The sequence below is a fragment of the Demequina sp. genome (assembly GCF_047975725.1).
GTDB lineage: Bacteria > Actinomycetota > Actinomycetes > Actinomycetales > Demequinaceae > Demequina.
The window spans coordinates 151,518-174,676 of sequence record NZ_JBKEED010000010.1 but is presented as its reverse complement, the minus strand read 5'-3'; the positions used below and the strand labels follow the sequence as shown (position 1 = coordinate 174,676).

General features: G+C 65.8%; 24 protein-coding genes. 14 read left to right on the top strand and 10 right to left on the bottom strand.

What is annotated here, in order from left to right:
• Window positions 1-10 precede the first annotated feature (10 nt).
• Window positions 11-943, top strand: coding sequence for a D-alanine--D-alanine ligase family protein (locus tag ACK5NO_RS02900; RefSeq protein WP_416811162.1), 933 nt, complete (start codon window positions 11-13; stop codon window positions 941-943).
• 69 nt (window positions 944-1,012) lie between these two features.
• Here the strand turns inward: ACK5NO_RS02900 and ACK5NO_RS02895 are convergent, their stop codons facing one another.
• From ACK5NO_RS02895 to rpmH, 8 genes are all read right to left on the bottom strand, one after another.
• A complete protein-coding gene (locus tag ACK5NO_RS02895) occupies window positions 1,013-2,014 on the bottom strand; it encodes a ParB/RepB/Spo0J family partition protein (RefSeq protein ID WP_416811161.1) in 1,002 nt (333 codons plus the stop codon).
• A complete protein-coding gene (locus tag ACK5NO_RS02890; protein ID WP_416811160.1) occupies window positions 2,011-3,051 on the bottom strand; it encodes an AAA family ATPase in 1,041 nt (346 codons plus the stop codon). Before ACK5NO_RS02890 ends, ACK5NO_RS02895 begins: the two co-directional genes overlap by 4 nt.
• A 189-nt stretch (window positions 3,052-3,240) precedes the next feature.
• Window positions 3,241-3,885, bottom strand: a complete 645-nt coding sequence (gene rsmG / locus ACK5NO_RS02885) for a 16S rRNA (guanine(527)-N(7))-methyltransferase RsmG (RefSeq protein WP_416811159.1) — start codon at window positions 3,883-3,885, stop codon at window positions 3,241-3,243.
• Between the two features lie 31 nt (window positions 3,886-3,916).
• Window positions 3,917-4,402, bottom strand: a complete 486-nt coding sequence (locus ACK5NO_RS02880) for a protein jag (RefSeq protein ID WP_416811158.1) — start codon at window positions 4,400-4,402, stop codon at window positions 3,917-3,919.
• A complete protein-coding gene (gene yidC / locus ACK5NO_RS02875) occupies window positions 4,395-5,456 on the bottom strand; it encodes a membrane protein insertase YidC (protein WP_416811157.1) in 1,062 nt (353 codons plus the stop codon). The genes ACK5NO_RS02880 and yidC overlap by 8 nt, the downstream gene beginning before the upstream one ends.
• A gap of 11 nt (window positions 5,457-5,467) precedes the next feature.
• Window positions 5,468-5,782: a membrane protein insertion efficiency factor YidD gene (gene yidD, locus ACK5NO_RS02870; protein WP_416811214.1), complete on the bottom strand. Its 315-nt coding sequence runs from the start codon at window positions 5,780-5,782 to the stop codon at window positions 5,468-5,470.
• Window positions 5,783-5,787: 5 nt separating this feature from the next.
• Window positions 5,788-6,135, bottom strand: coding sequence for a ribonuclease P protein component (gene rnpA / locus ACK5NO_RS02865; protein WP_416811156.1), 348 nt, complete (start codon window positions 6,133-6,135; stop codon window positions 5,788-5,790).
• 1 nt (window position 6,136) lies between these two features.
• A complete protein-coding gene (gene rpmH / locus ACK5NO_RS02860) occupies window positions 6,137-6,274 on the bottom strand; it encodes a 50S ribosomal protein L34 (RefSeq protein WP_084039018.1) in 138 nt (45 codons plus the stop codon).
• A 239-nt stretch (window positions 6,275-6,513) separates the two neighbouring features.
• Here rpmH and dnaA point away from each other — a divergent pair, with 239 nt between their 5' ends.
• The 8 genes from dnaA (at window position 6,514) to ACK5NO_RS02820 (ending at window position 16,955) form a co-directional block, all read left to right on the top strand.
• Window positions 6,514-7,923: a chromosomal replication initiator protein DnaA gene (gene dnaA / locus ACK5NO_RS02855; RefSeq protein ID WP_416811155.1), complete on the top strand. Its 1,410-nt coding sequence runs from the start codon at window positions 6,514-6,516 to the stop codon at window positions 7,921-7,923.
• 440 nt (window positions 7,924-8,363) lie between these two features.
• Complete coding sequence (gene dnaN / locus ACK5NO_RS02850; protein ID WP_416811154.1) at window positions 8,364-9,491, top strand: DNA polymerase III subunit beta; 1,128 nt, start codon at window positions 8,364-8,366, stop codon at window positions 9,489-9,491.
• Between the two features lie 11 nt (window positions 9,492-9,502).
• Window positions 9,503-10,657 (top strand): DNA replication/repair protein RecF, encoded by a 1,155-nt coding sequence (gene recF / locus ACK5NO_RS02845; protein WP_416811153.1) that lies wholly within the window; start codon window positions 9,503-9,505, stop codon window positions 10,655-10,657.
• Window positions 10,650-11,192, top strand: a complete 543-nt coding sequence (locus tag ACK5NO_RS02840; RefSeq protein WP_416811152.1) for a DUF721 domain-containing protein — start codon at window positions 10,650-10,652, stop codon at window positions 11,190-11,192. Before recF ends, ACK5NO_RS02840 begins: the two co-directional genes overlap by 8 nt.
• Entirely contained in the window at window positions 11,185-11,991 is an 807-nt protein-coding gene (locus ACK5NO_RS02835; RefSeq protein ID WP_416811151.1) for a phosphotransferase family protein, read from the top strand. The genes ACK5NO_RS02840 and ACK5NO_RS02835 overlap by 8 nt, the downstream gene beginning before the upstream one ends.
• A gap of 124 nt (window positions 11,992-12,115) precedes the next feature.
• Entirely contained in the window at window positions 12,116-14,128 is a 2,013-nt protein-coding gene (gyrB, locus tag ACK5NO_RS02830; RefSeq protein ID WP_416811150.1) for a DNA topoisomerase (ATP-hydrolyzing) subunit B, read from the top strand.
• 46 nt (window positions 14,129-14,174) lie between these two features.
• Window positions 14,175-16,781: a DNA gyrase subunit A gene (gene gyrA / locus ACK5NO_RS02825; RefSeq protein ID WP_416811213.1), complete on the top strand. Its 2,607-nt coding sequence runs from the start codon at window positions 14,175-14,177 to the stop codon at window positions 16,779-16,781.
• A 45-nt stretch (window positions 16,782-16,826) separates the two neighbouring features.
• Window positions 16,827-16,955, top strand: a complete 129-nt coding sequence (locus ACK5NO_RS02820; protein WP_416811149.1) for a hypothetical protein — start codon at window positions 16,827-16,829, stop codon at window positions 16,953-16,955.
• Between the two features lie 73 nt (window positions 16,956-17,028).
• Here the strand turns inward: ACK5NO_RS02820 and ACK5NO_RS02815 are convergent, their stop codons facing one another.
• Entirely contained in the window at window positions 17,029-18,432 is a 1,404-nt protein-coding gene (locus tag ACK5NO_RS02815) for an MFS transporter (RefSeq protein WP_416811148.1), read from the bottom strand.
• A gap of 81 nt (window positions 18,433-18,513) precedes the next feature.
• Between ACK5NO_RS02815 and ACK5NO_RS02810 the strand changes: the two genes are divergently transcribed.
• Both ACK5NO_RS02810 and ACK5NO_RS02805 read left to right on the top strand, forming a co-directional pair.
• Window positions 18,514-19,464: an alpha/beta hydrolase gene (locus ACK5NO_RS02810; protein ID WP_416811147.1), complete on the top strand. Its 951-nt coding sequence runs from the start codon at window positions 18,514-18,516 to the stop codon at window positions 19,462-19,464.
• Entirely contained in the window at window positions 19,461-20,231 is a 771-nt protein-coding gene (locus ACK5NO_RS02805; RefSeq protein ID WP_416811146.1) for a glycerophosphodiester phosphodiesterase, read from the top strand. The genes ACK5NO_RS02810 and ACK5NO_RS02805 overlap by 4 nt, the downstream gene beginning before the upstream one ends.
• Before the next feature lie 3 nt (window positions 20,232-20,234).
• On the opposite strand, the gene ACK5NO_RS02800 is transcribed toward ACK5NO_RS02805, so the two are convergent.
• Window positions 20,235-20,933 (bottom strand): TetR/AcrR family transcriptional regulator, encoded by a 699-nt coding sequence (locus ACK5NO_RS02800; protein ID WP_416811145.1) that lies wholly within the window; start codon window positions 20,931-20,933, stop codon window positions 20,235-20,237.
• 80 nt (window positions 20,934-21,013) lie between these two features.
• Here ACK5NO_RS02800 and ACK5NO_RS02795 point away from each other — a divergent pair, with 80 nt between their 5' ends.
• From ACK5NO_RS02795 to ACK5NO_RS02785, 3 genes are all read left to right on the top strand, one after another.
• Window positions 21,014-21,889 carry an ABC transporter ATP-binding protein gene (locus tag ACK5NO_RS02795; protein WP_416811144.1) on the top strand — a complete coding sequence of 292 codons (876 nt, stop codon included), beginning with the start codon at window positions 21,014-21,016 and terminating at the stop codon, window positions 21,887-21,889.
• Window positions 21,886-22,638, top strand: coding sequence for an ABC transporter permease (locus ACK5NO_RS02790; protein WP_416811143.1), 753 nt, complete (start codon window positions 21,886-21,888; stop codon window positions 22,636-22,638). Before ACK5NO_RS02795 ends, ACK5NO_RS02790 begins: the two co-directional genes overlap by 4 nt.
• Window positions 22,639-22,722: 84 nt before the next feature.
• On the top strand, window positions 22,723-23,133 hold the full coding sequence (locus ACK5NO_RS02785) for a Fur family transcriptional regulator (RefSeq protein WP_416811212.1): 411 nt from the start codon (window positions 22,723-22,725) through the stop codon (window positions 23,131-23,133).
• Window positions 23,134-23,159 lie beyond the last annotated feature (26 nt).

Here is a 23,159-nt window from a genome sequence, read left to right as displayed (position 1 = left end):
GAGGACTTTCATGGACGTGATCATCCTTGCCGGTGGGCTGTCGCACGAGCGTGACGTCTCCGTGCGTTCAGGACGGCGAGTAGCCGAGGAACTCCGTGACCGCGGCTTGAAGGTTCTTGTCCAAGACGTTGACACCAGCTTGATCCCCACTTTGCGCCAGCACCCCGATGCGGTGGTCTGGCCGCTCTTGCACGGCGCCACGGGGGAGGACGGCTCCCTCCAGGCGCTCCTGGAGCTCGCCAACGTGAAGTACGTGGGTACTCGCTCGAAGGAAGCGCGCGTCGCCTGGGTCAAGCCGGTCGCCAAAGCGGTCTACGCGCGTGACGGCATCGCCACCCCTGACTATGTGACTCTCCCGCAGTCGCTGTTCCGTGAGGTGGGGGCCGAGCAGGTGCTCGACGTCATGGAGTCGCGTTTTGGGCTCCCTCTGGTGGTCAAGCCCGCGCGGGGCGGCTCAGCGTTGGGCGTATCCCTCGTACACGAGCGTGAGCAGCTCGCCCGTGCGATGGTGCACTGCTTTGCCTACGGGGACAACGCCATGGTCGAACGGGCGGTCAACGGCGTCGAGGTCGCCGTCTCCGTGATTGGCACAGGAGACGACGCGCGCGCACTGGCCCCCGTCGAGATCGTGTGCGACGGACCCTACGACTACGACGCCCGGTACAATCCTGGCCGCGTGGAGTACTTCACGCCAGCCCGTCTGAGCCCTCAGCACACGGAGGCCGTCACGGAGGCCGCGCTTGCGGTGCACCGCCGCATGGGCCTTCGCGACCTGTCCCGCACCGACATCATCGTGGACTCCGATGGCGTGGCGCAGGTGCTCGATGTCAACATCGCCCCTGGACTGACCGAGACGTCACTGCTTCCCCAGGCCGCCGTGGCCGGCGGAGAGGACCTTGGGGCACTGTACGAGAGCATCGTCAGTGCCGCCGCAGGGGCGTAGCGTCACTTATATCCCCAGGTATCTCCACACCAGGGGATAAATCGTCCACATATTGGACGCGGCCGTGTGTTAGGACTGAAGCAGGCCCGGCTCTTCGGGATCGATGAGTGACAGGATGCGGTTGAGGTCTTCCACCGACGCAAAGTCGATGGTGATTTTTCCCCTGGCCTTGCCCAGTTGCACCTTCACGCGGGTGTCGAACCGGTCTCCCAGGCGCGAACCGAGGTCGTCCAGGGCCTCCGTACGACCACCGGCCCTCACGCTGCCCTTGCGTGCGGCCTTCGGCCCGTCGACGCCGAGCGTCACGGCCTCTTCCGTGGCACGCACCGACAATCCCTCCGCGACAATGCGCTGAGCGAGCACCTCCATAGCAGCGGGGTCGGCGAGCCCCAGCAGTGCGCGCGCGTGGCCGGCACTCAGGACGCCTGCAGCCACCCTCTTCTGCACAGGGGCAGGCAACCTCAGTAGGCGCAGCGTGTTCGAGATCTGCGGGCGTGAACGGCTAATACGCTCGGCCAACTGCTCATGCGTAATACCAAAGTCCTCGAGAAGCTGCTGGTAGGCAGCCGCTTCTTCGAGAGGGTTCAGCTGACTGCGGTGCAGGTTCTCCACCAGCGCGTCGCGCAGCATGTCCGTGTCGTCGGTCTCGCGAATGATCGCGGGGATGACCTCGAGGCCAGCTTCCTTCGAGGCGCGCAGGCGACGCTCTCCCATGATGAGCTCGTAGCCCTCGCCGTGGGGATTGGTGCGCACCACAATGGGCTGAAGGACACCAATCTCCTTGATGGAGCCCACGAGCTCACTCAGTGCCTCGGGATCAAAGACTGCGCGAGGCTGACGGGGGTTGGGGACCACGCTCTGGGGGTCGATCGTGGCGAACCGCGCCCCCGGTACAGGCAGGAGTTCCACGTCCGCCGAGGGCTCCGAGCCTTCGAAGAAGACGTCGCGGGGACGGGGACGGTCCGCCACGGCGGTGCCGACCGCGGCTGCACCGTTGTCCGCAGCCACATCCGGCTCGCTCGGGATCAGCGCACCGAGTCCTCGTCCGAGTCCACGCTTGGGCTTGCTCACTGGAGTTCTCCTTCGTTGAATGCTGCCGCGCCACGCTTAGCGATTTCGCGTGCTACTGCCGTATAGGCGACGGCACCGCTGGAGTGCGGATCGTGCGTGATCACCGTCTGGCCGTGAGACGGCGCCTCGGACACTCGCACAGAGCGGGGAATGGTCTGCTCGAGGGTCTGCGCAGGGAAGTGGTTGCGCACTTCGTGGGCCACCTCGCGGGCCAAATTCGTACGGCCGTCGAACATCGTGAGCACGATCGTAGAGACCTCAAGCGTCTTGTTGAGGTGCTTGCGAACCATGTCAACGGTGCGAATGAGCTGGGTCAAGCCTTCGAGTGCGTAGTACTCGCACTGGATGGGAATCAGGATTTCCTGCGCGACCACCATCGCGTTGAGCGTCAGCAGCCCCAAACTCGGAGGGCAGTCGATGAACACGTAGTCCAGCCGCTTGCCGTGACCGTCAAGGAGGTCGATGAGCGCGTCGTGGAGGCGGAACTCACGTCTCACGACGGAGACCAACTCAATATCCGCGCCAGCGAGATCGATCGTTGCGGGCACACACCACAGGGTCGGCACATCCGGGCAGCGTTGCGCAACCTTGTGCATGGGGACGTCATCGAGCAGGACGTCATAGATCGAAGGCGTTCCGGAGCGGTGTTCGACACCCAGAGCGGTTGAGGCGTTTCCTTGCGGGTCAGCGTCGATGACCAGAACATTGGCGCCCCGCTTGGCAAGTGCTGCCGCGACGTTGACCGTCGTGGTGGTCTTACCCACGCCACCCTTCTGGTTCGAGACGGCAAAGATCCGGGTGCGGGGTGGGCGAGGGAAGTCCGACTGCTCGAGTTCACGACGCAAACGTTCGGTCGCGATCATCTCGTTCGCGAGGGGACTCCCGCCGTCGGCGCTCAGTGACGAGAACGCGTCCAGTGTTTCACGTGAAACAGAGGCCGACACTGCCTCCATCGAGGGGACGCCGGCCCGCTGGGCTCCGCCCCGAGAAGCGGAGATCGCGGACGTCGTCTGGACGCTGTCCGTGCTTTCGCTCACGCACATTCCTTTCATGTTTCACGTGAAACAGTCCCTGGCGGAACCGCGCTCCGCACGACTCTACCGCCTCAACACTGAGGGTGGACCCTGTGGACAAATCGGGGGATGACCGTCCATTTCCCGTACAAATCGGCTGTGGATAAGGCTGGGGACAAATGCGACACCCCCGCCCACGTTGGCGGCATTGACTCAGCCCTGCCGTTGCAGGCGCACGACGGTAGTCGCCTCGAGTCCTTCGAGAGTGGGGGCCTCATGCACGGATCCCACCAGGCCATGCTTGCGCAAGACGTACTTGCCTCGCTCGAGCTCATCCCCAGCGGAACGTCCTTTGAGTAACACCATCTCGCCGCTCGGACTGAGGAGGGGAGCGCTCCACTTGACGAGCTTGTCGATAGAAGCCACGGCACGGGCGGTGATGACATCGGCTTCCACGACCTCGTCAACCTCTTCGGCACGGCCTCGGACGACGGTGACGTTGTCGATGCCGCATTCCTTCGCGGACTCGAAGAGCCACTGGGTGCGCCGCTCCATGGGTTCGACCAGCACCACAGAGCGCTCGGGCAGCATGGCCGCCACCACCATGCCAGGCAATCCCGCACCCGAGCCGATGTCGACGATCGTGCCTTCACCAAGGAACGGCACGACTGCCGCCGAGTTCAGGATGTGGCGCTCCCACAGACGCGGGACCTCACGGGGACCGATCAATCCGCGCAGTACTCCCTGGTCAGCAAGCATCACCGCAAACCGCGCAACGCGGTCGTAGGAGTCACCGAAGAACTCGCGCAGGGCGGGGGAGTCGTGGAGTGGATCCGCAGTCAGGTCAACGTCAGTCATCAGCACCTCACTGTTTCACGTGAAACAGTCATCACGACGCGGGACGCACCACCACGTGGCGGTGCGGGTCGTCACCTTCGGACTCGGACACCAGTCCGGCCTCCAGGACAACATCGTGAACGACCTTACGCTCGAAGGCGTTCATCGGGGGCATCGCGACAGCGTCGCCGGACTCGTTGACCTGAGCGATGGTCTCGCGTGCCTGCTCCGCGAGTCGCTCTCGGCGGCCCGCACGGAAGTCCGCGATGTCGAGCATCAAGCGACTCAGTTCACCAGTCTCGGACTGCACCGCGAGGCGGGCGAGGTCCTGGAGCGCATCGAGCACCTCGCCGTCGGGGCCGACGAGGCGCTTGAGGTCTTGGCTGGGGCCATCGGCGATGATCGCCACCTTGGCACGGCCTGCCTCAACAGAGATATCGATGTCACCATCCATATCGAGGATGTCCAGCAGCTCCTCGAGGAAATCAGCAGCGGCGTCGCCCTCAGCCTCAAGCGCCGCGTTGTCCCGGTCAGTCATTGCCGTCCTTCTTCTTGTCTCCACCCTCGTCGGTGGGATCAATGGTGGAATCGGGGATGTCGTCGTGCCCCGTTCCCTGAGATAGCGGGGTGCCCGAGCCGCCCTTCTTGCGCTTGGCGCGCGAGCCGCCCTTCTTGGGCTGCTGGCGCTGGCCCGCCTTGGGGGCCTCGATCACCGTCGTGTCCACGCCGGTGCCCTCGATGACAATGCCCTTGCGTCGGGCCTTCTCGGCCTGGCGTGCCTTGAGCTGCTTCTCCGCCTCGGACCCGGGGGTGGGGTTGCGCCGGATCACGTAGAACTGCTGGCCCATGGTCCACAGGTTGGTGGTGGTCCAGTAGATCAGCACACCCACGGGGAAGTTGGGGCCGGTCAGCACAAAGATGAATGGCAGCGCGTACATAAGGATCTTCTGCTGCTGAGCCATCGGGCCCTCGAGCGCGGCAGCCGGCATGTTCTTGCGCGTGAGCTGACGCTGCGTGAGGAAGGTCGTGGCCACCATCGCCACGATGAGCACGGCCGAGACGATTTTTGCTGCAGACCCCTCCGAGGTAAGGAAGGTCTCCGACAACTGCGCACCAAAGACCGACGCGTCGTGGCCCTGCTGAGCAAGCTCCGGAGTCAGCATGCCAATGCTGGCGTACTCACCGTTGGCATCGGGTCGCATCTGATAGTTGAGCACCCGGAACAGCGCGAAGAAGATGGGCGCCTGGATCAGGATGGGCAGGCACGACGCGAAGGGATTGGTCTTGTGCTTGGAGTACAGCGCCATGGTCTCGCGACTCATGGCGTCACGAGAGGCCTGGTCCTTCTTGTTCTTGTACTTGGCCTGAATCGCTCTCAGTTCAGGTGCAATCACCTGCATGGCGCGCGAGGCGTTGATCTGCTTGACGAACAGCGGAATCAGCAGCACTCGGATAGTGATCACGAGGCCCACGATCGACATGGACCAGGTCCATCCCGACGCAGAGTCGAGGCCCAGAGCCGTGAACAGCCAGTGCCACAGCACCATGATGTTCGCGACCACCCATTCGAGTGGATAGAGGATCGTTTCCAACGCAGCGGTCCTTAGTTCGTGGTGACAGACGCATGCGCGTCAGGGGAAGAGTGGTGGGTGTGCCTGAACAGCGGGGTGCCCGCCGCCGGCACATCGTCAACGCCCCCGTTGCTCCAGGGGTTGCAGCGCAGCACCCGCCACGCGGCAAGAATGGTGCCCTTCGCTGCACCGTGTACCCGCACCGCTTCGAGTCCATAGGACGAGCACGACGGGTAGTACTTGCAGCGCGGTCCCAACAGGGGAGAGATCACCAGTTGGTACAGCCGAATGAGGCCGATCAGTATCAGCCGCAGAACGGCGAGAGCGCCGCGAAGGGCCCGCTCGATCGCGTTCACGACAGTGCCGCCTTGCGCAGCGCCGTGCGCGTGGCGTCCGTCACGTCGCTCCGGAGGGTCGCAAAATCGACCTGCGCGGAACGCGGCAACGCCCGCACCACCACCGAAGAGTTCGGGGGAAGCGTGGGAAGCAGCTCAGCGAGGATGGCGCGCAGTCGGCGCTTGACGCGGTTACGAACCACTGCACCTCCCACGGCCTTGGATACAGCGAAACCGGCCAGGCTGTCAGCGTGGCCGGTCTGCTTCAGATACACGACGACGGTGGACCTGCCGCTCCTGGATCCCTGACGCATCGTGGACGCGAAGTCCGTAGCGCTCGTCATCCGGGAACGGGCAGGTAGCACCTTAAGCCGACAGCTTGTCGCGGCCCTTGCGGCGACGCGACGCCAGGATCGAGCGCCCGGCACGCGTGCGCATGCGCAGACGGAAGCCGTGCGTCTTAGCGCGCTTACGGTTGTTCGGCTGGAAAGTCCGCTTGCTCACGGGTCACTCCATAAAAGTCTTCAGGGTACGGTCAGAACAGCGCACTAACGTTACGCGCGCGCCGGTCCATGGTCAAATCGCGCCGCCTACATTGGACGGCCGCTCCGAACAGGATAGGCTCCACCAACACGATCCGCATACCTGTGAGCGACACGCCGAGGTCGCGGTAACGAACAGGTGACACTGTCTCAACCGCCTGTGCACAATCATGTGGAGAACGCCGGACAGAAGGAGCGTCGATGGCTGGTCAGTCCGGCAGCGAGTCAATGGACGACGTGTGGAGCCGCACGCTCACCGTCCTCAGGGAGAACTCCGCGGTCACCGCGCAGCACCGCAGTTTCATCAGACTCATCAAGCCTCTCGCCATCGTCGAGGACAACGTCTTCCTCGCCGTGCGGGAGGACTTCACCAAGACCTACGTCGAGAACACGATCCGCGATCTCATCACGTTTGCGCTGAGCGATGTCCTGGGACGCCAGGTGCGTATCGCGGTCACCGTCGACGCCTCGGTGACTCCGCCGGAACTCAGTAGCGCACCCGACGAGGACGTGGAACCTGAAAGGCCGGCCGCCGCCATCCAGCGCCGCGAGTCTGCCCCCGCGCCGGCGGCCGTCGAGGATCCTCACCTGAACCCGCGGTACACGTTCGACACCTTCGTCATTGGCTCCTCGAACCGTTTTGCCCACGCCGCAGCGCTCGCCGTCGCCGAATCGCCTGGTAAGACCTACAACCCACTGTTCATCTACGGCGACTCTGGGCTCGGCAAGACGCACCTCCTGCACGCGATCGGGCACTACACCCGTCATCTGAAGCCGCAGACGCGGGTGCGGTATGTGAACTCCGAGGAGTTCACCAACGACTTCATCAACTCGATTCGCGACGATCAGTCGCTGAGTTTCAAGCGCACCTACCGCGAAGTGGACGTGCTACTGATCGACGACATCCAGTTCCTTCAGGGTAAGGAGCAGACGCTCGAGGAGTTCTTCCACACGTTCAACGCCTTGCACAACGCAGGCAAGCACGTGGTGATCACCTCGGATGTCAGTCCTCGCAACCTCGACGGGATCGAAGAACGCATGCGTACCCGCTTCGAGTGGGGCCTCATGACGGATGTGCAGCCGCCTGACCTCGAGACACGTATCGCGATTCTGAGGAAGAAGGCCGCGGCGGACGACGTTCAGGCGCCGTCGGATGTGCTCGAGTACATCGCCTCGAACATCACGAGCAATATTCGTGAGCTCGAGGGTGCGCTCATCCGTGTCACGGCATTCGCAGCGCTGAACAAGCAGCCCGTGGATCTGAGTCTCGCGCAGGTGGTCCTCAAGGACCTCATCTCTGATGATGATTCCGAGATCACCGCCTCCGCCATCATCGGCACCACCGCGGACTACTTCGGCATCTCGATGGAGGAACTCACCGGGACGAGCCGCAGCCGCGTGTACGTCACGGCGCGTCAGATCGCCATGTATCTGTGCCGCCAGCTCACGGATCTGTCCTTGCCCAAGATCGGCGAGCACTTTGGCGGCAAGGACCACACGACGGTGATGTACGCGGTCAAGAAGGTCGAGGACCAGATCGCGCAGCGTCGTCAGATGTACAACCAGGTCAACGAGATCCACGCCCGGATCAAGCAGCAAGCGCGCGGCTAGAGACCTCTGACAACGCTCCTGACGGCCCTCGAGAGGCCGTCAGGAGCGTTTTTCTTGCCCCGGGGGACACGAATCTCAGATTTCACACCTGTGGAAAAACCTGTGAGTGTCCGTGGATAGCCTGTGTGGGAGCACTGGGACGAATCTGTGAGCAACCGTGAGCTGACTGTGAATGACAACTTGTCATCCACGGATCGCTCAGACGAATCACAAGACTCGTCCCCATGTTCTTCACACGCAGCTTGAGATCTCTACCAGGGATTTTTGTCGTTCTCCCCAGTTTCCACGTTGCCTATGACGACTACTCACTCTTGTCATTCACACGTGCGCCCGATGGACCTTCATTTCCGGACTGCGACTTTGCGGCGCGGCTCTCGTAGGCCACTTGAGGATCGCTCGCTGTGGCGTAGTCTGTGCGTCAGCAACCGAGGAGCCCATTCATGAAATTCACCGTCGACCGCGACGTGCTCGCTGACGCCGTCGCGTGGACCTCCCGCGCCGTCCCCGCCCGTCCTCCCGTTCCTGTCCTCGCAGGGGTGCGCATCACGGCCGATGCGTCAGGTGAGGTCACGCTCGCGAGTTTCGACTACGAGGTTTCCGCTCGCGGTACGTTTGCGGCCGACGTCGACGATGCCGGCGAGGTGCTGGTCTCGGGTCGCCTCCTCAAGGAGATCGCCAACGCACTCCCACACAAGCCGGTGCAGTTTTCGCTCGACGGCACCAAGGTGTCAGTTACGTGTGGGGCCTCGCGCTTCACCCTGGCGACCATGCCCGTGGACCAGTACCCCGCGCTTCCTGAGTTGCCCGAGCAGTCCGGCACCATCGATGGCACTGAGTTCCAGCGCGCCGTGGCCCAGGTCACGGTGGCGGCGTCCCGCGACGAAACGTTGCCGATCCTCACCGGAATCCGGGTGGAGATTGAGGGCTCTCACATCTCGCTGCTGGCGACGGACCGCTACCGCCTCGCTCTGCGCGAGCTGTCGTGGAAGCCGTCCAACTCCGATGCCTCGTCGATTGCCCTGGTCCGTGCCCGCACCTTGAGTGACACCGCTAAGGCGCTTGGCGCCGGCGAGGTCACGGTGGCGCTGAGCTCGAGCACCGGTGTGGACCTGATTGGTTTTGAGGCCGCCGGCCTGACCACGACGTCGCTGCTCATGGACGGTGACTACCCGCAGGTCCGTCGTCTGTTCCCTGATGAGAGCCCCGTCAAGGCAGTGGTCAAGACTACGGATCTCATCGAGGCCACCCGCCGCGTGTCGCTGGTTGCTGAGCGCAACTCGTCGGTCCGCTTGGCATTCTCGGAAGGCGAGCTCACCCTCGACGCCGGTCAGAGCGACGATGCGCAGGCGTCCGAGGCGCTTGAGTGTGTGCTCGACGGCGACGCCATCACTGTCGCGTTCAACCCTCAGTACCTGCTCGATGGGCTCAGTGCGCTGTCGGCGGAGTACGTGCAGTTGGGCTTCACCCAGGAGACCAAGCCGGTGGAGTTCGTCGGAATCGACAAGCCCGGCGGCGATGTCGTGGCCGACTTCCGCTACCTCTTGGTGCCCATCCGTATCCAGTCGTAGGCGCAGGGCCGATGCGCGTCACGCACCTGCATCTGGTCGACTTCCGCTCGTATCGCGACCAGGAGGTTGAGTTCGGGCCCCGCGTCACCACCCTCGTGGGGCGCAACGGCCAGGGCAAAACCAATGTGGTCGAGGCGGTAAGGTATCTGTCCTCGCTGGCCTCGCATCGGGTGGCGTCGGATGCACCACTCATCAGAGCCGGAGCGGAACGAGCTGTCGTGCGAGCGCGGGTGGAGAAGTCGGCTCGCTCTCTCGCTCTCGAGGTCTCGCTGAATCTGGGCAAGGCAAACACCGCGCGCATCGGCCGTGCCAACGCCAAGCCGCGCGACCTGCTCGGAGTGCTGCGCACGGTGGTGTTCGCACCCGAGGACCTTGCACTCGTCAAGGGTGATCCTGCCGGGCGTCGGCTGTTCCTTGACGACCTGTGTGTCGCGCTCCAACCGGCGCTCGCAGGCGACTTGTCCGACTATGACCGGGTGCTGCGTCAACGCTCGAGCATGCTCAAGTCCGCCAAGCACGCGCGCGGCGACCTCACGATGCTCGACATCTGGGACGAGAAGCTCGCCCACCTGGGCGGCCGCATTCTGGCGGCCCGGCTGCGCGCGGTGCGTGCCCTTGCTCCTCACGTCACGGATGCTTACGCTGCTGTCGCGCCTGATGGCGGCGAGTGTGCCGTCTCGTATGCAACATCGCTGGCAGATCACACTTCGTGGGATGACCATGCGCCCGCTGACGTGCTCGCGGAGGTCCTTCTCGCGCGCCTGCAAGAGGTGCGTCCCAAGGAACTCGATCGTGGCGTGACACTCGCCGGACCCCATCGCGACGACCTCGAGGTGCGTCTGGGAACCCTTCCAGCCAAGGGATACGCAAGTCACGGTGAGTCGTGGTCCTGCGCGCTCGCGCTCAAGCTCGGCACGTATGCGCTCCTGACGGACGAAGGTGGTCCTGACGGCGACCCCGACGGTGAGCCCGTGCTCATCCTCGACGATGTGTTCGCTGAACTCGACTCTGGTCGCCGTGATGCTCTCGCCACCCGCTTGGCGTCCGCGAGCCAGGTCCTCATCACGGCGGCCGTGGCCTCCGATGTCCCGCCAGCACTGATCGGAAAGGTGCTCCGGGTCGCCGATGGACGGGTCACCTCGGAGGATGAGCCCACCGATGAGTGAGGAAGAGCCACGCCTGAGCGATCCGGCTCCTGTCGCCAAGTCGGGTGCCGACATGGCGAGGGAGGCGATGGAGCGAGCACGCGCATCGGCCCGCGAAAGGGGTGCCTTTCGCACCGCTCCCAAGGCGGCGCGCAAGGATCGCGAAGAAAAGCGGCGCCAATCGCAGCCGTTTTCGCCGGGTCGTGACCCGCAGCCCATGTCGCAGGCGGTCGAGGCGCTGCTGCGACGCATGGGCTGGACCGAGCAAGTGGAAGTGTCGGGCGTCACGGGCCGGTGGCGCGAGGTGGTCGGTGACCAGATTGCCGACCACTGCGAGCCGCTCAGTTTTGACGAAGGCGTGCTCACGGTCAAGGCCAGTTCCACAGCGTGGGCCACGCAGCTGGGCCTGATGTCGGGGCAGATCCGTCACCGCATCAACGAGGAGTTTGGCCGGGAGATTGTCCGAGAACTCACGGTGCTGGGACCCACAGCACGGTCCTGGGTGCGCGGCCAGCGCCGCGTCCCCGGTCGCGGCCCGCGTGACACCTATGGATGAGTGGGCGGAAGGCACGGAGATTGCTCGCGGTGCGACGGCGGTCGTGAGCCGCGGCGCACCCGGCACGGTCGTGAAGACCCTGCTACCCGGATTTCCCACGATCATCCTGAGCCTTGAAGCGACGGCGATGCAGGCCGCTCACGCGGCTGGACTTCCGGTCCCCGCGCTACTCGAGGCGCGCCTCGAAGCCGACCCGCCCTGTCTCGTGATGTCGTACGCGGAGGGAACCGAACTTGCTGACCTGGTGCCGGCCCTCGGACCGGTCGCCGTGGGCGAGATTCTCGCCGACGTTCAGCATCAGGTTCGCGGCGTGAGCGGGCCCGATGCCATGGTGACGGTGCACGACTATGTCGGCTCCAGCATCGGCCGGGCCCCTATTGGTGAGCAGTGGCGAGAGGCCGCGGTGGCCGAGTTGCGGGCGCTGCCCGACGGCCAGACGCTGTGCCACTTCGATCGGCACCCGCGCAACATCCTGTGGGACGGCCAGCCCACCATCATCGACTGGAACAACGGTGTGCAGGGGCACCCTGCGGCGGATGTGTCGCGCACCCGGATCGTGGTGGGAGGTTCGATTCACTATGTGCCCGATGAGCATCGAGCCGCCGTGACCCCCGCCCTGGGGTTGTTGCTGAAGGCGTTCGAGCGCCGTACCGAGGAACTCGCGCCCGGGCTGATCGCGCAGTCGCGCGCATGGGACGCGGTGGTGTCGGTGATGAGGCTCGACGATTCACCGCCACAGGGCCACAGGAGCGAAATAAGGGCGTTCCTGGCGGCGCGATGGGGCGAGTCCCCAAATTAGGGCCAAGGCGATTGTCCCCAAACGGCCACCAATCGCCCCAGATCGCCCCTAGAACCGTCTAGAATGGACCGCAGTACACCGCGCCCTGTCTGGGGTTGCGTGAGCCCCGCGAAAGGCGAAATTAGTGTCCGACACTGACGCACAGGCGACTCAGCCTGCCTACGGCGCAGAGAACATCACTGTCCTGGAGGGCCTTGAGGCCGTCCGCAAGCGCCCCGGCATGTACATCGGCTCGACGGGAGAGCGTGGTCTGCACCATCTCGTCTACGAGGTCGTCGACAACTCGGTGGATGAGGCACTCGCCGGGCACTGCGACACCATTGGCGTCACGCTGCTCGAAGACGGCGGCGTGCGCGTCACCGACAACGGACGCGGTATCCCCGTTGACATTCACCCCACCGAGGGCAAGCCCACCGTCGAAGTTGTGATGACGATCCTGCACGCCGGTGGAAAGTTCGGCGGCGGTGGCTACGCGGTGTCGGGTGGTTTGCACGGCGTCGGTATCTCCGTCGTCAACGCGCTGAGCTACAAGGTCGAAACCGAGGTGCGCCGCCAGGGCCACGTGTGGCGCCAGACCTTCGCCCACGGAGGCAAGCCGCAGGGCACGCTCGTCAAGGGTGAGCAGACCGACCAGACCGGAACGCAGCAGACCTTCTGGGCCGATCCGGAGATCTTCGAGACCACCGTCTTCGACTTTGAGACGCTGCGCGCTCGCTTCCAGCAGATGGCGTTCCTCAACAAGGGCCTCACCATAACGCTGACCGACGAGCGCCCCGACCACATCACCGTGACGGACGACGTGGAGGCCGAGGGCGACGACGACGCGCCCACTTCGCGCACCGTCACCTACCGCTACGACGGCGGGTTGGTCGACTACGTGGGCCACCTCAACGACACCAAAAAGTCGGAGCGAGTCCACGAAGAGGTCATTGCCCTCGAGTCGGAGGACACCGACAAGAAGATCTCGCTCGAGATGGCCATGCAGTGGACCACCTCCTACTCGGAGTCGGTATTCACCTACGCCAACACGATCTCGACCACCGAGGGCGGTACGCACGAGGAGGGCTTCCGCGCGGCGCTGACCTCGCTGATCAACCGCTACGCGCGCGACAAGTCGATCCTCAAGGACAAGGACGACAACCTCACTGGTGACGACGTGCGCGAGGGACTGACCGCGGTCATCTCCGTCAAGCTCGGCGAGCCGCAGTTCGAGGGTCAGACCAAGACCAAGCTGGGTAACACCGAGGCCAAGACCTTTGTGCAGAAGGTCGTGGGCGAGCAACTCACCGACTGGTTCGATGCTCACCCGAACGAGGCCAAGGAGATCATCCGTAAGGCGATGCAGGCCTCGCAGGCGCGCATCGCCGCTCGCAAGGCGCGCGAGGCGACCCGCCGCAAGGGTCTGCTCGAGTCCGGCGGCATGCCAGGAAAGCTGCGCGACTGCTCCTCCAAGGACCCGTCGATCTCCGAGATCTTCCTGGTCGAGGGTGACTCCGCAGGCGGCTCGGCCGTGCGCGGCCGCAACCCCGCGACCCAGGCGATCCTGCCGCTGCGAGGAAAGGTCCTCAACGTCGAGCGTGCTCGACTCGACCGCGCTCTGGGCAACACCGAGATCCAGGCGCTGTTCACCGCCTTCGGCTCCGGAATCGGCGACGAGTTCGACATCGACAAGGCCAGGTATCACAAGATTGTGTTGATGGCCGATGCTGATGTTGACGGCCAGCACATTCGCACCCTGCTGCTCACGGTGCTGTTCCGCTACATGCGTCCGCTGATCGAGGCCGGCTACGTCTACCTTGCCCAGCCGCCGCTGTACAAGATCAAGTGGTCCAACGCCGACCACGACTATGTGTTTACCGACAGGGAGCGCGACGCCGTGCTCAAGGACGGCCTTGCGGGTGGCAAGCGCATCCCCAAGGAGAACGGCATCCAGCGCTACAAGGGTCTGGGCGAGATGGACTATTCGGAGCTGTGGGAGACCACCATGGACCCCGAGACCCGCACCCTGCTCCAGGTCACCATGGACGACGCCGCTCTGGCCGACGAGACCTTCTCCATCCTTATGGGAGACGACGTCGAGTCCCGCCGCAGCTTCATCCAGCGCAACGCGAAGGACGTGAGGTTCCTTGACATCTGAGACCCACAACCACGGCAGGATCGACCAGGTCGATCTCAATGTCGAGATGCAGCAGTCGTACCTCGACTACGCCATGGCGATCATCGTCGGGCGTGCGCTGCCGGACGTGCGTGACGGCCTGAAGCCCGTGCACCGCCGCGTCATCTACGCGATGTACGACGGCGGCTACCGCCCGGACCGTGCGTTCTCCAAGTGCACCCGCATCATCGGCGAGGTGATGGGTAACTACCACCCGCACGGTGACTCCGCGGTGTACGACACCTTGGTGCGCATGGTGCAGGACTGGTCCCTGCGCTACCCGCTGGCCGACGGTCAGGGCAACTTCGGTTCCCCCGGAAACGACCCCGCGGCCGCCCACCGCTACACCGAGTCCCGCATGGCGCAGATCGCCATGGAGATGGTCCGCGACATCGACGAGGACACCGTCGACTTCCAGGACAACTACGACGGACGCACGCAGGAGCCCACGGTCCTACCGTCGCGCTTCCCGAACCTGCTGGTCAACGGCTCCGCCGGAATCGCCGTCGGTATGGCCACCAACATCCCGCCGCACAACCTCCGCGAGGTGGCCGACGGTGTGCAGTGGGCGCTGGACAACCCCCAGGCCTCTCGCGAGGAACTCCAGAACGCGCTGATCGCGCGCATCCAGGGTCCCGACTTCCCCACGGGCGCGATGATCCTTGGCCGCAAGGGCATCGAGGACGCCTACCGCACGGGTCGAGGCTCGATCACGATGCGCGCGGTGGTCAACGTCGAGGAGATTCAGGGGCGCCAGTGCCTGGTCGTCACGGAACTGCCCTACCAGGTCAACCCCGACAACCTCGCGCTCAAGATCGCCGAGCTCGTCAAGGACGGCAAGATCTCCGGCATCGCCGACATTCGCGATGAGACCTCGGGCCGCACCGGACAGCGCCTGGTCATCGTGCTCAAGCGCGATGCCGTCGCCAAGGTGGTGCTCAACAACCTCTACAAGCACACGCAGCTGCAGGAGACGTTTGGCGCCAACATGGTCGTCATCGTCGACGGCGTGCCGCGCACGCTGCCGATCGACGGCTTTGTCCGGTACTGGATTACCCACCAGATCGAGGTCATCCAGCGCCGCACCGCGTTCCGCCTGGCTAAGGCAGAGCGCGAGGCCCACATCCTGCGCGGCTACGTCAAGGCGCTCGACCAGCTCGACGACGTCATCGCCCTGATCCGCCGCTCGCCCACGGTCGAGGAGGCACGAGCAGGGCTCATCGAGCTGCTCGACGTCGACGAGATCCAGGCCAACGCGATCCTCAACCTCCAGCTTCGCCGCCTGGCCGCACTCGAGCGCCAGAAGATCGAAGAAGAGTACGCCGAGCTCATGGTCAAGGTTGAGGACCTCAAGGACATCCTCGCCAACGAGCCTCGCCAGCGCACTATCGTCTCGGACGAACTCGCTGAGATTGTGCGGAAGTTCGGCGACGAGCGCCGCACGGTGATCAGCCCCTTCGACGGTTCGGTCGACATCGAAGACCTCATCGCCGAGGAAGAGGTGGTCGTCACCATCACGCGCGGCGGCTACGCCAAGCGCACGCGCTCCGACCAGTACCGGGCGCAGAAGCGTGGTGGCAAGGGTGTGCGTGGAGCGACGCTCCGCAGCGACGACATGGTGGACCACTTCTTTGTCACCACCACCCACCACTGGCTGCTGTTCTTCACCAACCTGGGCCGCGTGTACCGCGTCAAGGGTTACGAGCTGCCCGAGGGTGGCCGCGACTCCAAGGGCCAGCACGTTGCCAACCTGCTGGCCTTCCAGCCAGGCGAAGAAATCGCACAGGTGCTCGACCTCAAGAGTTACGAGGACAAGCCCTACTTGGTGCTTGCGACCAAGCGCGGCCTGGTGAAGAAGACCGCGCTCACGGCCTACGACTCGAACCGCACCGGTGGCCTCATCGCCATCAACCTGCGGGAGGTTGAGGACGAGGACGGCACGCTGCACCCGGACGAGCTGGTCTCGGCGCGCCTGGCCGGCCCCGACGACGACCTCATGCTGGTCTCGCGCAAGGGTCAGTCGCTGCGCTTCCACGCCACCGACGAGGAGATCCGCGCGACGGGTCGAGCCACCTCGGGAGTCAAGGGCATGAGCTTCCGCGGCGACGACGAGCTGCTGGCTCTGGACGTCATCGACGCCTCCGTGCCTGCGGCCGCCGACGATGCGGACGTGGAGGACGGCGTCGAGGTGGACGAGCACATCGACTCCGAAGGTCCGTACTCGTTCGTCGTGACCCAGAACGGTTTCGCCAAGCGCACCTCGGTGTCCGCGTGGACCCCCAAGCACCGCGGTGGTCTGGGCGTCAAGGTGGCGAAGCTCACGGAGGAGCGCGGCGACCTGGTGGGCGCGATGCTCGTGGACGAGACCGACGAGGTGCTCGTGATCATGGCGTCAGGCAAGGTCATGCGCTCGTCCGTCACCGAGGTTCCGGCGAAGGGCAAGGACACCATGGGTGTGACCTTCGCCAAGCCTGCCAAGGGAGACACGATCATCGGTATTGCCCGCAACGTCGAGCGCAAGCTCGACGACGAGACCGAGGACTCCGACGAGCCCGGCGACGCCGAGGCCCCCGAGGCTGGCGCCACCGCTGAGGTCACGCCGGCGACCCCCGCATCGGCCGAGTCGGCCGAGTAACACACGACAGCACGCCCACCCTTGCCACGGTCTTCCGTGGGAAGGGTGGGCGTTGTCGTACCAGGGAACATAGTCCTTGCGGGCCGCCTGCTGGTGGGGTACGTCGCGTGGGCACTATTGGCGCCCCACGTGTCCGACACCCTCATGAGCAACGCCCTCGATCCCGAGGCGTAGGCACCCCCATTCTGAGCGCCCCAGCAGGACGTGGTGGTCGCCTTCCGGACGGCCGATGCGCCCTGCAAGGCACTCAGGTCCGCGCGGCCTCCGCAGGGGCGGCCATCGCACCCCTGTCGGCTGGCGTGTGCACGAACAGCATGAGCACCAGGCCCAACGCGACCACCGAGATCACTCCGAGCGTGCCCCAGATGGTGGCCCCGAAGACCGTGATCGCCAGCGCCCACATGGCAGAGGACATGAAGGACGCCGCGCGGCCCGTGGTCGCGTAGAGCCCAAACATCTCGGCGCCGCGTCCTGGCGGCGTGAGCCGCGCGAGCAACGAACGCGATGCCGCCTGCGCGGGTCCCACCATGCCCGACAGCAGCAGGCCGCACACCCAGAACACGATCGCGCCCACCTCGTGCAGCGCGACGATCACCACGCCCGCGCCCACAATCACGCCCAGCGCAAGCAGGATCACGCGGCGCGGCCCCCACACGTCGTCGAACCGGCCTGCGATCATCGTGGACACGCCGGCGACCAAGTTGGCTGCGATGCCAAAGATGATCACCTGCTGATCGGAGAACCCGAACGCCTTAGCAGCGATGATGGCCCCAAACGTGAACACGCCACCCAGCCCATCCCTGTACACAGCGGAAGCGAGCAGGAACCACAGGGTGGGACGCGCATCGGCCCACAGCGAGCGCAGGTCGCTCCACAGCACGGCGTAGCCACGCAGCAGGCCCACGCGCGGGCGCTCGGCTCGCGGCGCCTCTGGCACGGCCACGAACAACGGCCACGCGAACGCGAGGGTCCATACCGCGCAGCCCAACGCGATCAGGCGGTACGCCATGCCATTCGAGGTATCCATCCCGAACCAGTCGAAGGTGTCGAGCACCACCACGATGACGAGGGCGAGGATGCCGCCCATGTATCCCAGGCCCCAGCCCAGGCCGGAGACGCGGCCCATGGTTCTGGGCGTCGAGACCTGGACCATCATCGCGTAGTAGTTGACGTTGGCGATCTCCGCGATGACCGAGCCCAACGCGATCAGTCCGGCTCCCAGCCAGAACGCGTCTGGCGTGGGCTCGACAAAGTACAGTCCCGCGACACACGCCACGAGCATGAGCGTCGTTACGCCGAGCCACGACTTGCGCCGCCCGCTGGCGTCCGCGCGCTGACCCAGCACGGGAGCGAGGAGCGCCACGAGCAGGCCCGCGGCCGTCATGCCCCAACCGAGGTTGGCGTCGAGCGCGGCCATCGCGGAGTCGTACGCAGGATCTCCCGCACCCAGCGCCGCGATGTCGGGATCGATGAAGCCGTCCTCGGTCAAGTACAAGGCGGTGAAGACGAACGTGATGATCACCGAGTTGAACGGCTGCGTTGCCCAGTCCCACAGGGCCCACGCCCACACCTGTTTGCGGGGCACGCGGTCCGCGTCGGGATAGCCGGGAGCGTCGGCGACGGAGGGCAGCACGTCATCGTGGGGACTCATGCTCACAGTGTGCCCGTCCCTGGTGAATGGCCGGTTACGTCTCGCCCGGCGCGTCTCGTGGGGCCTTACTACGATCGAGTGATGGAGCCCATCACTGCCCCCGCCGCCTTGTCGTGGACAGCCGATGCGCTGGCTGGCTTCGAGCGGGCCGATCTGGTGGGCGAGGGCTCGCCGCTCGCCACGCTCGTGCGGCGCGTGGAGCGGCCTCATCCCGCGCGGGCCATCGCGTTGCACGTGCACGGTTACAACGACTACTTCTTCCAGGCCCACGTCGCCGACGTCTTCGCGGATCATGGCTGCGCCTTCTACGCGGTGGACATGCGCCGAGCGGGTCGTTCGCTGCGGCCAGGAGACCGGCCCCACCACATTGGCGATATCGCGGAGCTCGCCCAGGACATTGGCCGAGCGGTCGCGGCGGCGCGCGAAGACGCGGGCGACCTGCCCGTGATTGTCCATGCGCACTCGACGGGTGCGCTGGCCGCGGCGGTGTGGGCGCATCGGACCCCTGACCAGGCATTGGCGGGCCTGATCCTCAACAGCCCTCTGTTCGGGTTGCGTCTACGGCCGTGGGAGAGGGCCGCGATGAACGCGATGCCCACCCTGGGGCGGATTCGACCGCACCAGGTCGTGGTTCCCGTGCCGTCCCACTACACCGAGCAACTGCGGGATCAGGGCGTCTGGGCCTTCGATCACGCGTGGAAGCGGCCGGGCGGTCAGCCCGCGACCGCGGGCTGGCTGGGCGCGACGCTGCGCGCACGCCGCGAGGTGGCGCGCGGGCTCGCCATCTCCGTGCCGGTGTTGGTGGCGCGCTCGGCGAGTTGCGGTCCCGACCGGGCCGACAATCCTCGCCACCAAGAACAGGACGTCGTGGTGGATACCGCCGCGATCGCCGCGCACGCCCCTGGGCTGGGAGAGCGCGTGGAAGAACTCGTGATCGACGGTGCCATCCATGACTTGGCGCTGTCCGCCGACGGGCCACGTGACACATACCTCGACGCGGTGGCGGACTTCGTGGATAGGGTGCTGGAGTGAGCCCTCGACACCCCTACTTCGACAACGGCGGACTGCCTATCGCCCTGGCGCATCGCGGCTTCTGCCTCGAGGGCCTCGAGAATTCGATGAAGGCCTTCCAGGCCGCAGTCGACCTGGGATACCGCTACCTCGAAACGGACGCTCACGGCACCCGCGACGGCGTCGCGGTGGCCCTGCATGACGAGACGCTCGATCGCACCACGGACGCCACCGGCCTGGTCTCAGAGCGCGACTGGCGTTCGGTCAAGGTCGCTCGCATCGGCGGCGTGGAGCCGGTGCCGCTACTCGAGGACGTGCTGGGTACGTGGCCCGACGTGCGGGTCAACATCGACATTAAGGAGGCCTCTGGCATTGAGCCCGTGGCCAAGGTGATCGAGCGCACCAAGGCGCACGACCGGGTGTGTCTGGGGTCCTTCTCGGCGGCTCGCCGCCGCGCGACGCTCAAGTTGCTGTCCAAGCCCGTGGCGACGCCCGCTGCCGAGCGCGAGGTGATCGCGTGGTGGCTCGGGGTGTTCGCGGGAGTCAACGCCTCCACGACGCTCGGGGACGTTGACGCGTTGCAGATCCCGTGGCGCAAGGGCCCCGCTCCGCTGATCGGCCGCCGCCACGTCGAGGCGGCTCATGCGGCGGGCCGCGAGGTCCACATCTGGACGGTGAACCGGCGCGACCACATGGAGCACCTGCTCGACCTTGGCGTCGACGGCCTCATCACCGACCGCGCGGACCTGCTCAAGGAGCTGCTCATCGAGCGGGGTCAGTGGCGATAGGCGTCAGCCCATGCGGGCGGCAAGCCCGTCGAGGACGAGCGCCATGCCGTACTCGAACACGTCGAAGTCGGGGTTGTACTGGTCATCCGCCATCGCCTGAGCGAAGTGCGGGAATTGCGCCTCAATGAGGGGATAGACCTGCCCCAGGTTGTCTGACTCGAGAGCCGAGGTCCCGTCGTGCCAGCGGCGAGCGAGGGTCGCATGCCAGCGGGCATGGGCGGACAGCGCGAGCACGGCAGCAAGGCCGTGCGAGACCGGAAGGGACGTGGGGGCGAGCGCACCCATCGCGGCATTGGCCCATGCCAGCGGCCGAGGCGTGTTGGGTGATCCGGTGATGGGGATGTCGAGGGTCCACGGGTGGGCCAGCAGGGCTGCGGACGATGCGCGGGTCCAGCGCTCGAGGGCCTCTCGCCACGGCAATCCGGTGAGGTCTGGCGGCGAGCCTACGACGGCCTCTTGCATGAGCAACACCAGGTCGTCTTTGCCGGGCAGGTAGCGGTACAGCGCCATGGTGGTGACCCCGCAGGCCTTGGCGACCGCGGCCATCGACGCCGCCGGAAGCCCGTCACGGTCCGCGATGGCGATCGCCTCGGCGACGATGCGCTCGACGCTGAGTTCGCGCTTGGGTCCGCGGGTGGGCTCGTGAGCTACTCCCCAGGCAAGGGCGAGGCCGTGAGGCAGGTCTGGGGTGGCGTCGCTCATGCACCCACCCTAACTGTGTGCGCTTGACACAGTGAGCTCAGGGTGCATACCGTGTATTGCATACACAGAAGGAGGCGCCGATGAATGCCATCCACGTGCGCGGCCTGACCAAGGCGTTCGCCGGCCACCAGGTCCTCGACGGCATCACCCTTGACGCCATGCCGGGCAAGGTCACGGCCTTGCTGGGCTCCAACGGAGCGGGCAAGACGACCACCATCGGCATCCTCACCACCGTGATCAGGGCCGACGCCGGCAGTGCGGTGGTCGCGGGCCACGACGTGCACAGCGATCCCCGCGCTGTGAGACGGTCCATCGCCGTGACCGGGCAGTCTGCGAGTGTCGACGGCCTGCTCACCGGGCACGAGAACCTCGAATTGGTGGGCCGCTTGCAGGGGCTGCGCCGGCGCCAGGCGCGGGAGCGAGCACGCGAACTCATCAGCGCCAGCGGCCTCGACGAGGCGGGCAGTCGCCAGGTGAGCACCTACTCCGGCGGCATGCGCCGACGATTGGACCTGGCCCTGTCGCTGGTGCGCCCCGCACCGGTGCTGTTTCTCGACGAGCCCACGACCGGCCTGGACCCCCGCGCGCGGATGGCCCTCTGGGACCAGGTGCGCGACATCGCGGCCCAGGGCACCACTGTGTTTCTCACCACGCAGTACCTCGAGGAGGCCGACACGTTGGCCGACACCGTGTTCGTGTTGCATGGCGGTCGCGTGGTCGCGGCGGGCACGCCTACGGAACTCAAGAGGCGCATCGGCGCGGCAGAGGTGGAGGTGCTCTCGCCCGACGGCCGCACGCTCGATAGCGAACCCACCGACGGCACGCCCGCCGGTGTCAGGGCCGCCTTGGACTCCCTCGAGGCGCGCGGAGCTGTGCGAGAAGACTCCCGCATCGCCGTGCGCCAACCGACCCTCGACGAGGCCTTCCTCTCGCTCACCGAGGAGGTGGCATCGTGAATGCGACGCTCGCGCTGACTCGCCGCAGTGTGCTGCACACCGTGCGTGACGTCGAGACGCTCCTGATGGCGATCGTGCTACCCGTGATGCTGTTGTTGATCTTCACCTACGTGTTTGGCGGTGCGATCGCGGGGTCAACCGGCCAGTACCTCGACTACGTGGTGCCCGGCGTCATCGTGGTGTGCGCGGGATTTGGGGCGGCGCAGACGGCCGTCGCGGTGTCACGCGACATGAACGAGGGGCTCATGGATCGCTTCCGCACCATCGACATGCCACGCGCAGGTGTGGTGCTCGGCCACGTGATCGCGTCGGTGGCCCGCAACCTGGTAGCGACCGCTGTGGTGCTGATGGTCGCCCTCGCGCTGGGGTTTCGCCCGGGTGCGAGTCTCCTCGAGTGGCTGGGGGTGCTGGGCATCGTGACGCTGTACGTGCTCGCGATCACGACCCTGTTCGCGGCGGTCGGGATTGCCTCGCGTTCGGTCGAGGCGGCCAGCGGCTACGGCTTTGCGCTGCTGTTCCTGCCGTACCTGTCCAGCGCTTTTGCGCCGGTGGAGTCCATGCCGGCATGGCTGCAGCCCTTCGCCGCCCACCAGCCGCTCACTCCCGTGACCGATGCGTTGCGCGCCTACCTTCACGGGGAGGCAGCCGCGGCCCAGCCGATGCTCGCGCTGGCCTGGTGTGTGGGGCTCACCGTCGTAGGCCTGGCGTTCTCGGCATGGGCGTTCGGACGCAGGGCGCAGCGGCGATAGAACGCGCGTCGTTGTTTTGACTTTGTCAAAACAAGTGCTACCGTTGTGCTCGTGAACACGACCACCTCCCCCGACGCCGCCGCGATGCTTCGCGACGCCGGGCTACGCGTCACTGACAGCCGCGTCGCCGTCGTCGGGGCGTTGGCCCTCATGCCCCATTCGGGGGCCGATGCGGTGGTCGCCGCGGTCGAGAGCACGCTGCCGAGCACGTCCCGCCAGGCCGTGTACAACGTGCTGAACGACCTCACCCGGGCGGGCCTTGCCCGTCGCATTGAGCCCGCCGGCCAGCCGGGCCTATACGAGCTTCGCGTGGGAGACAACCACCACCACATCGTGTGCCAACGGTGCGGTGCTGTCGCCGACGTCGATTGCGTCACGGGCCACGCGCCCTGCTTGACGCCCAACACGACCAATGGCTTCGACCTCGCTGAGGCCGAAGTCACATTCTGGGGAATCTGTGGCGACTGCAAGAACGCCCCAGCAACCCCCGTCTGACACGTCCCCTCTGTCTACCTAGGAGT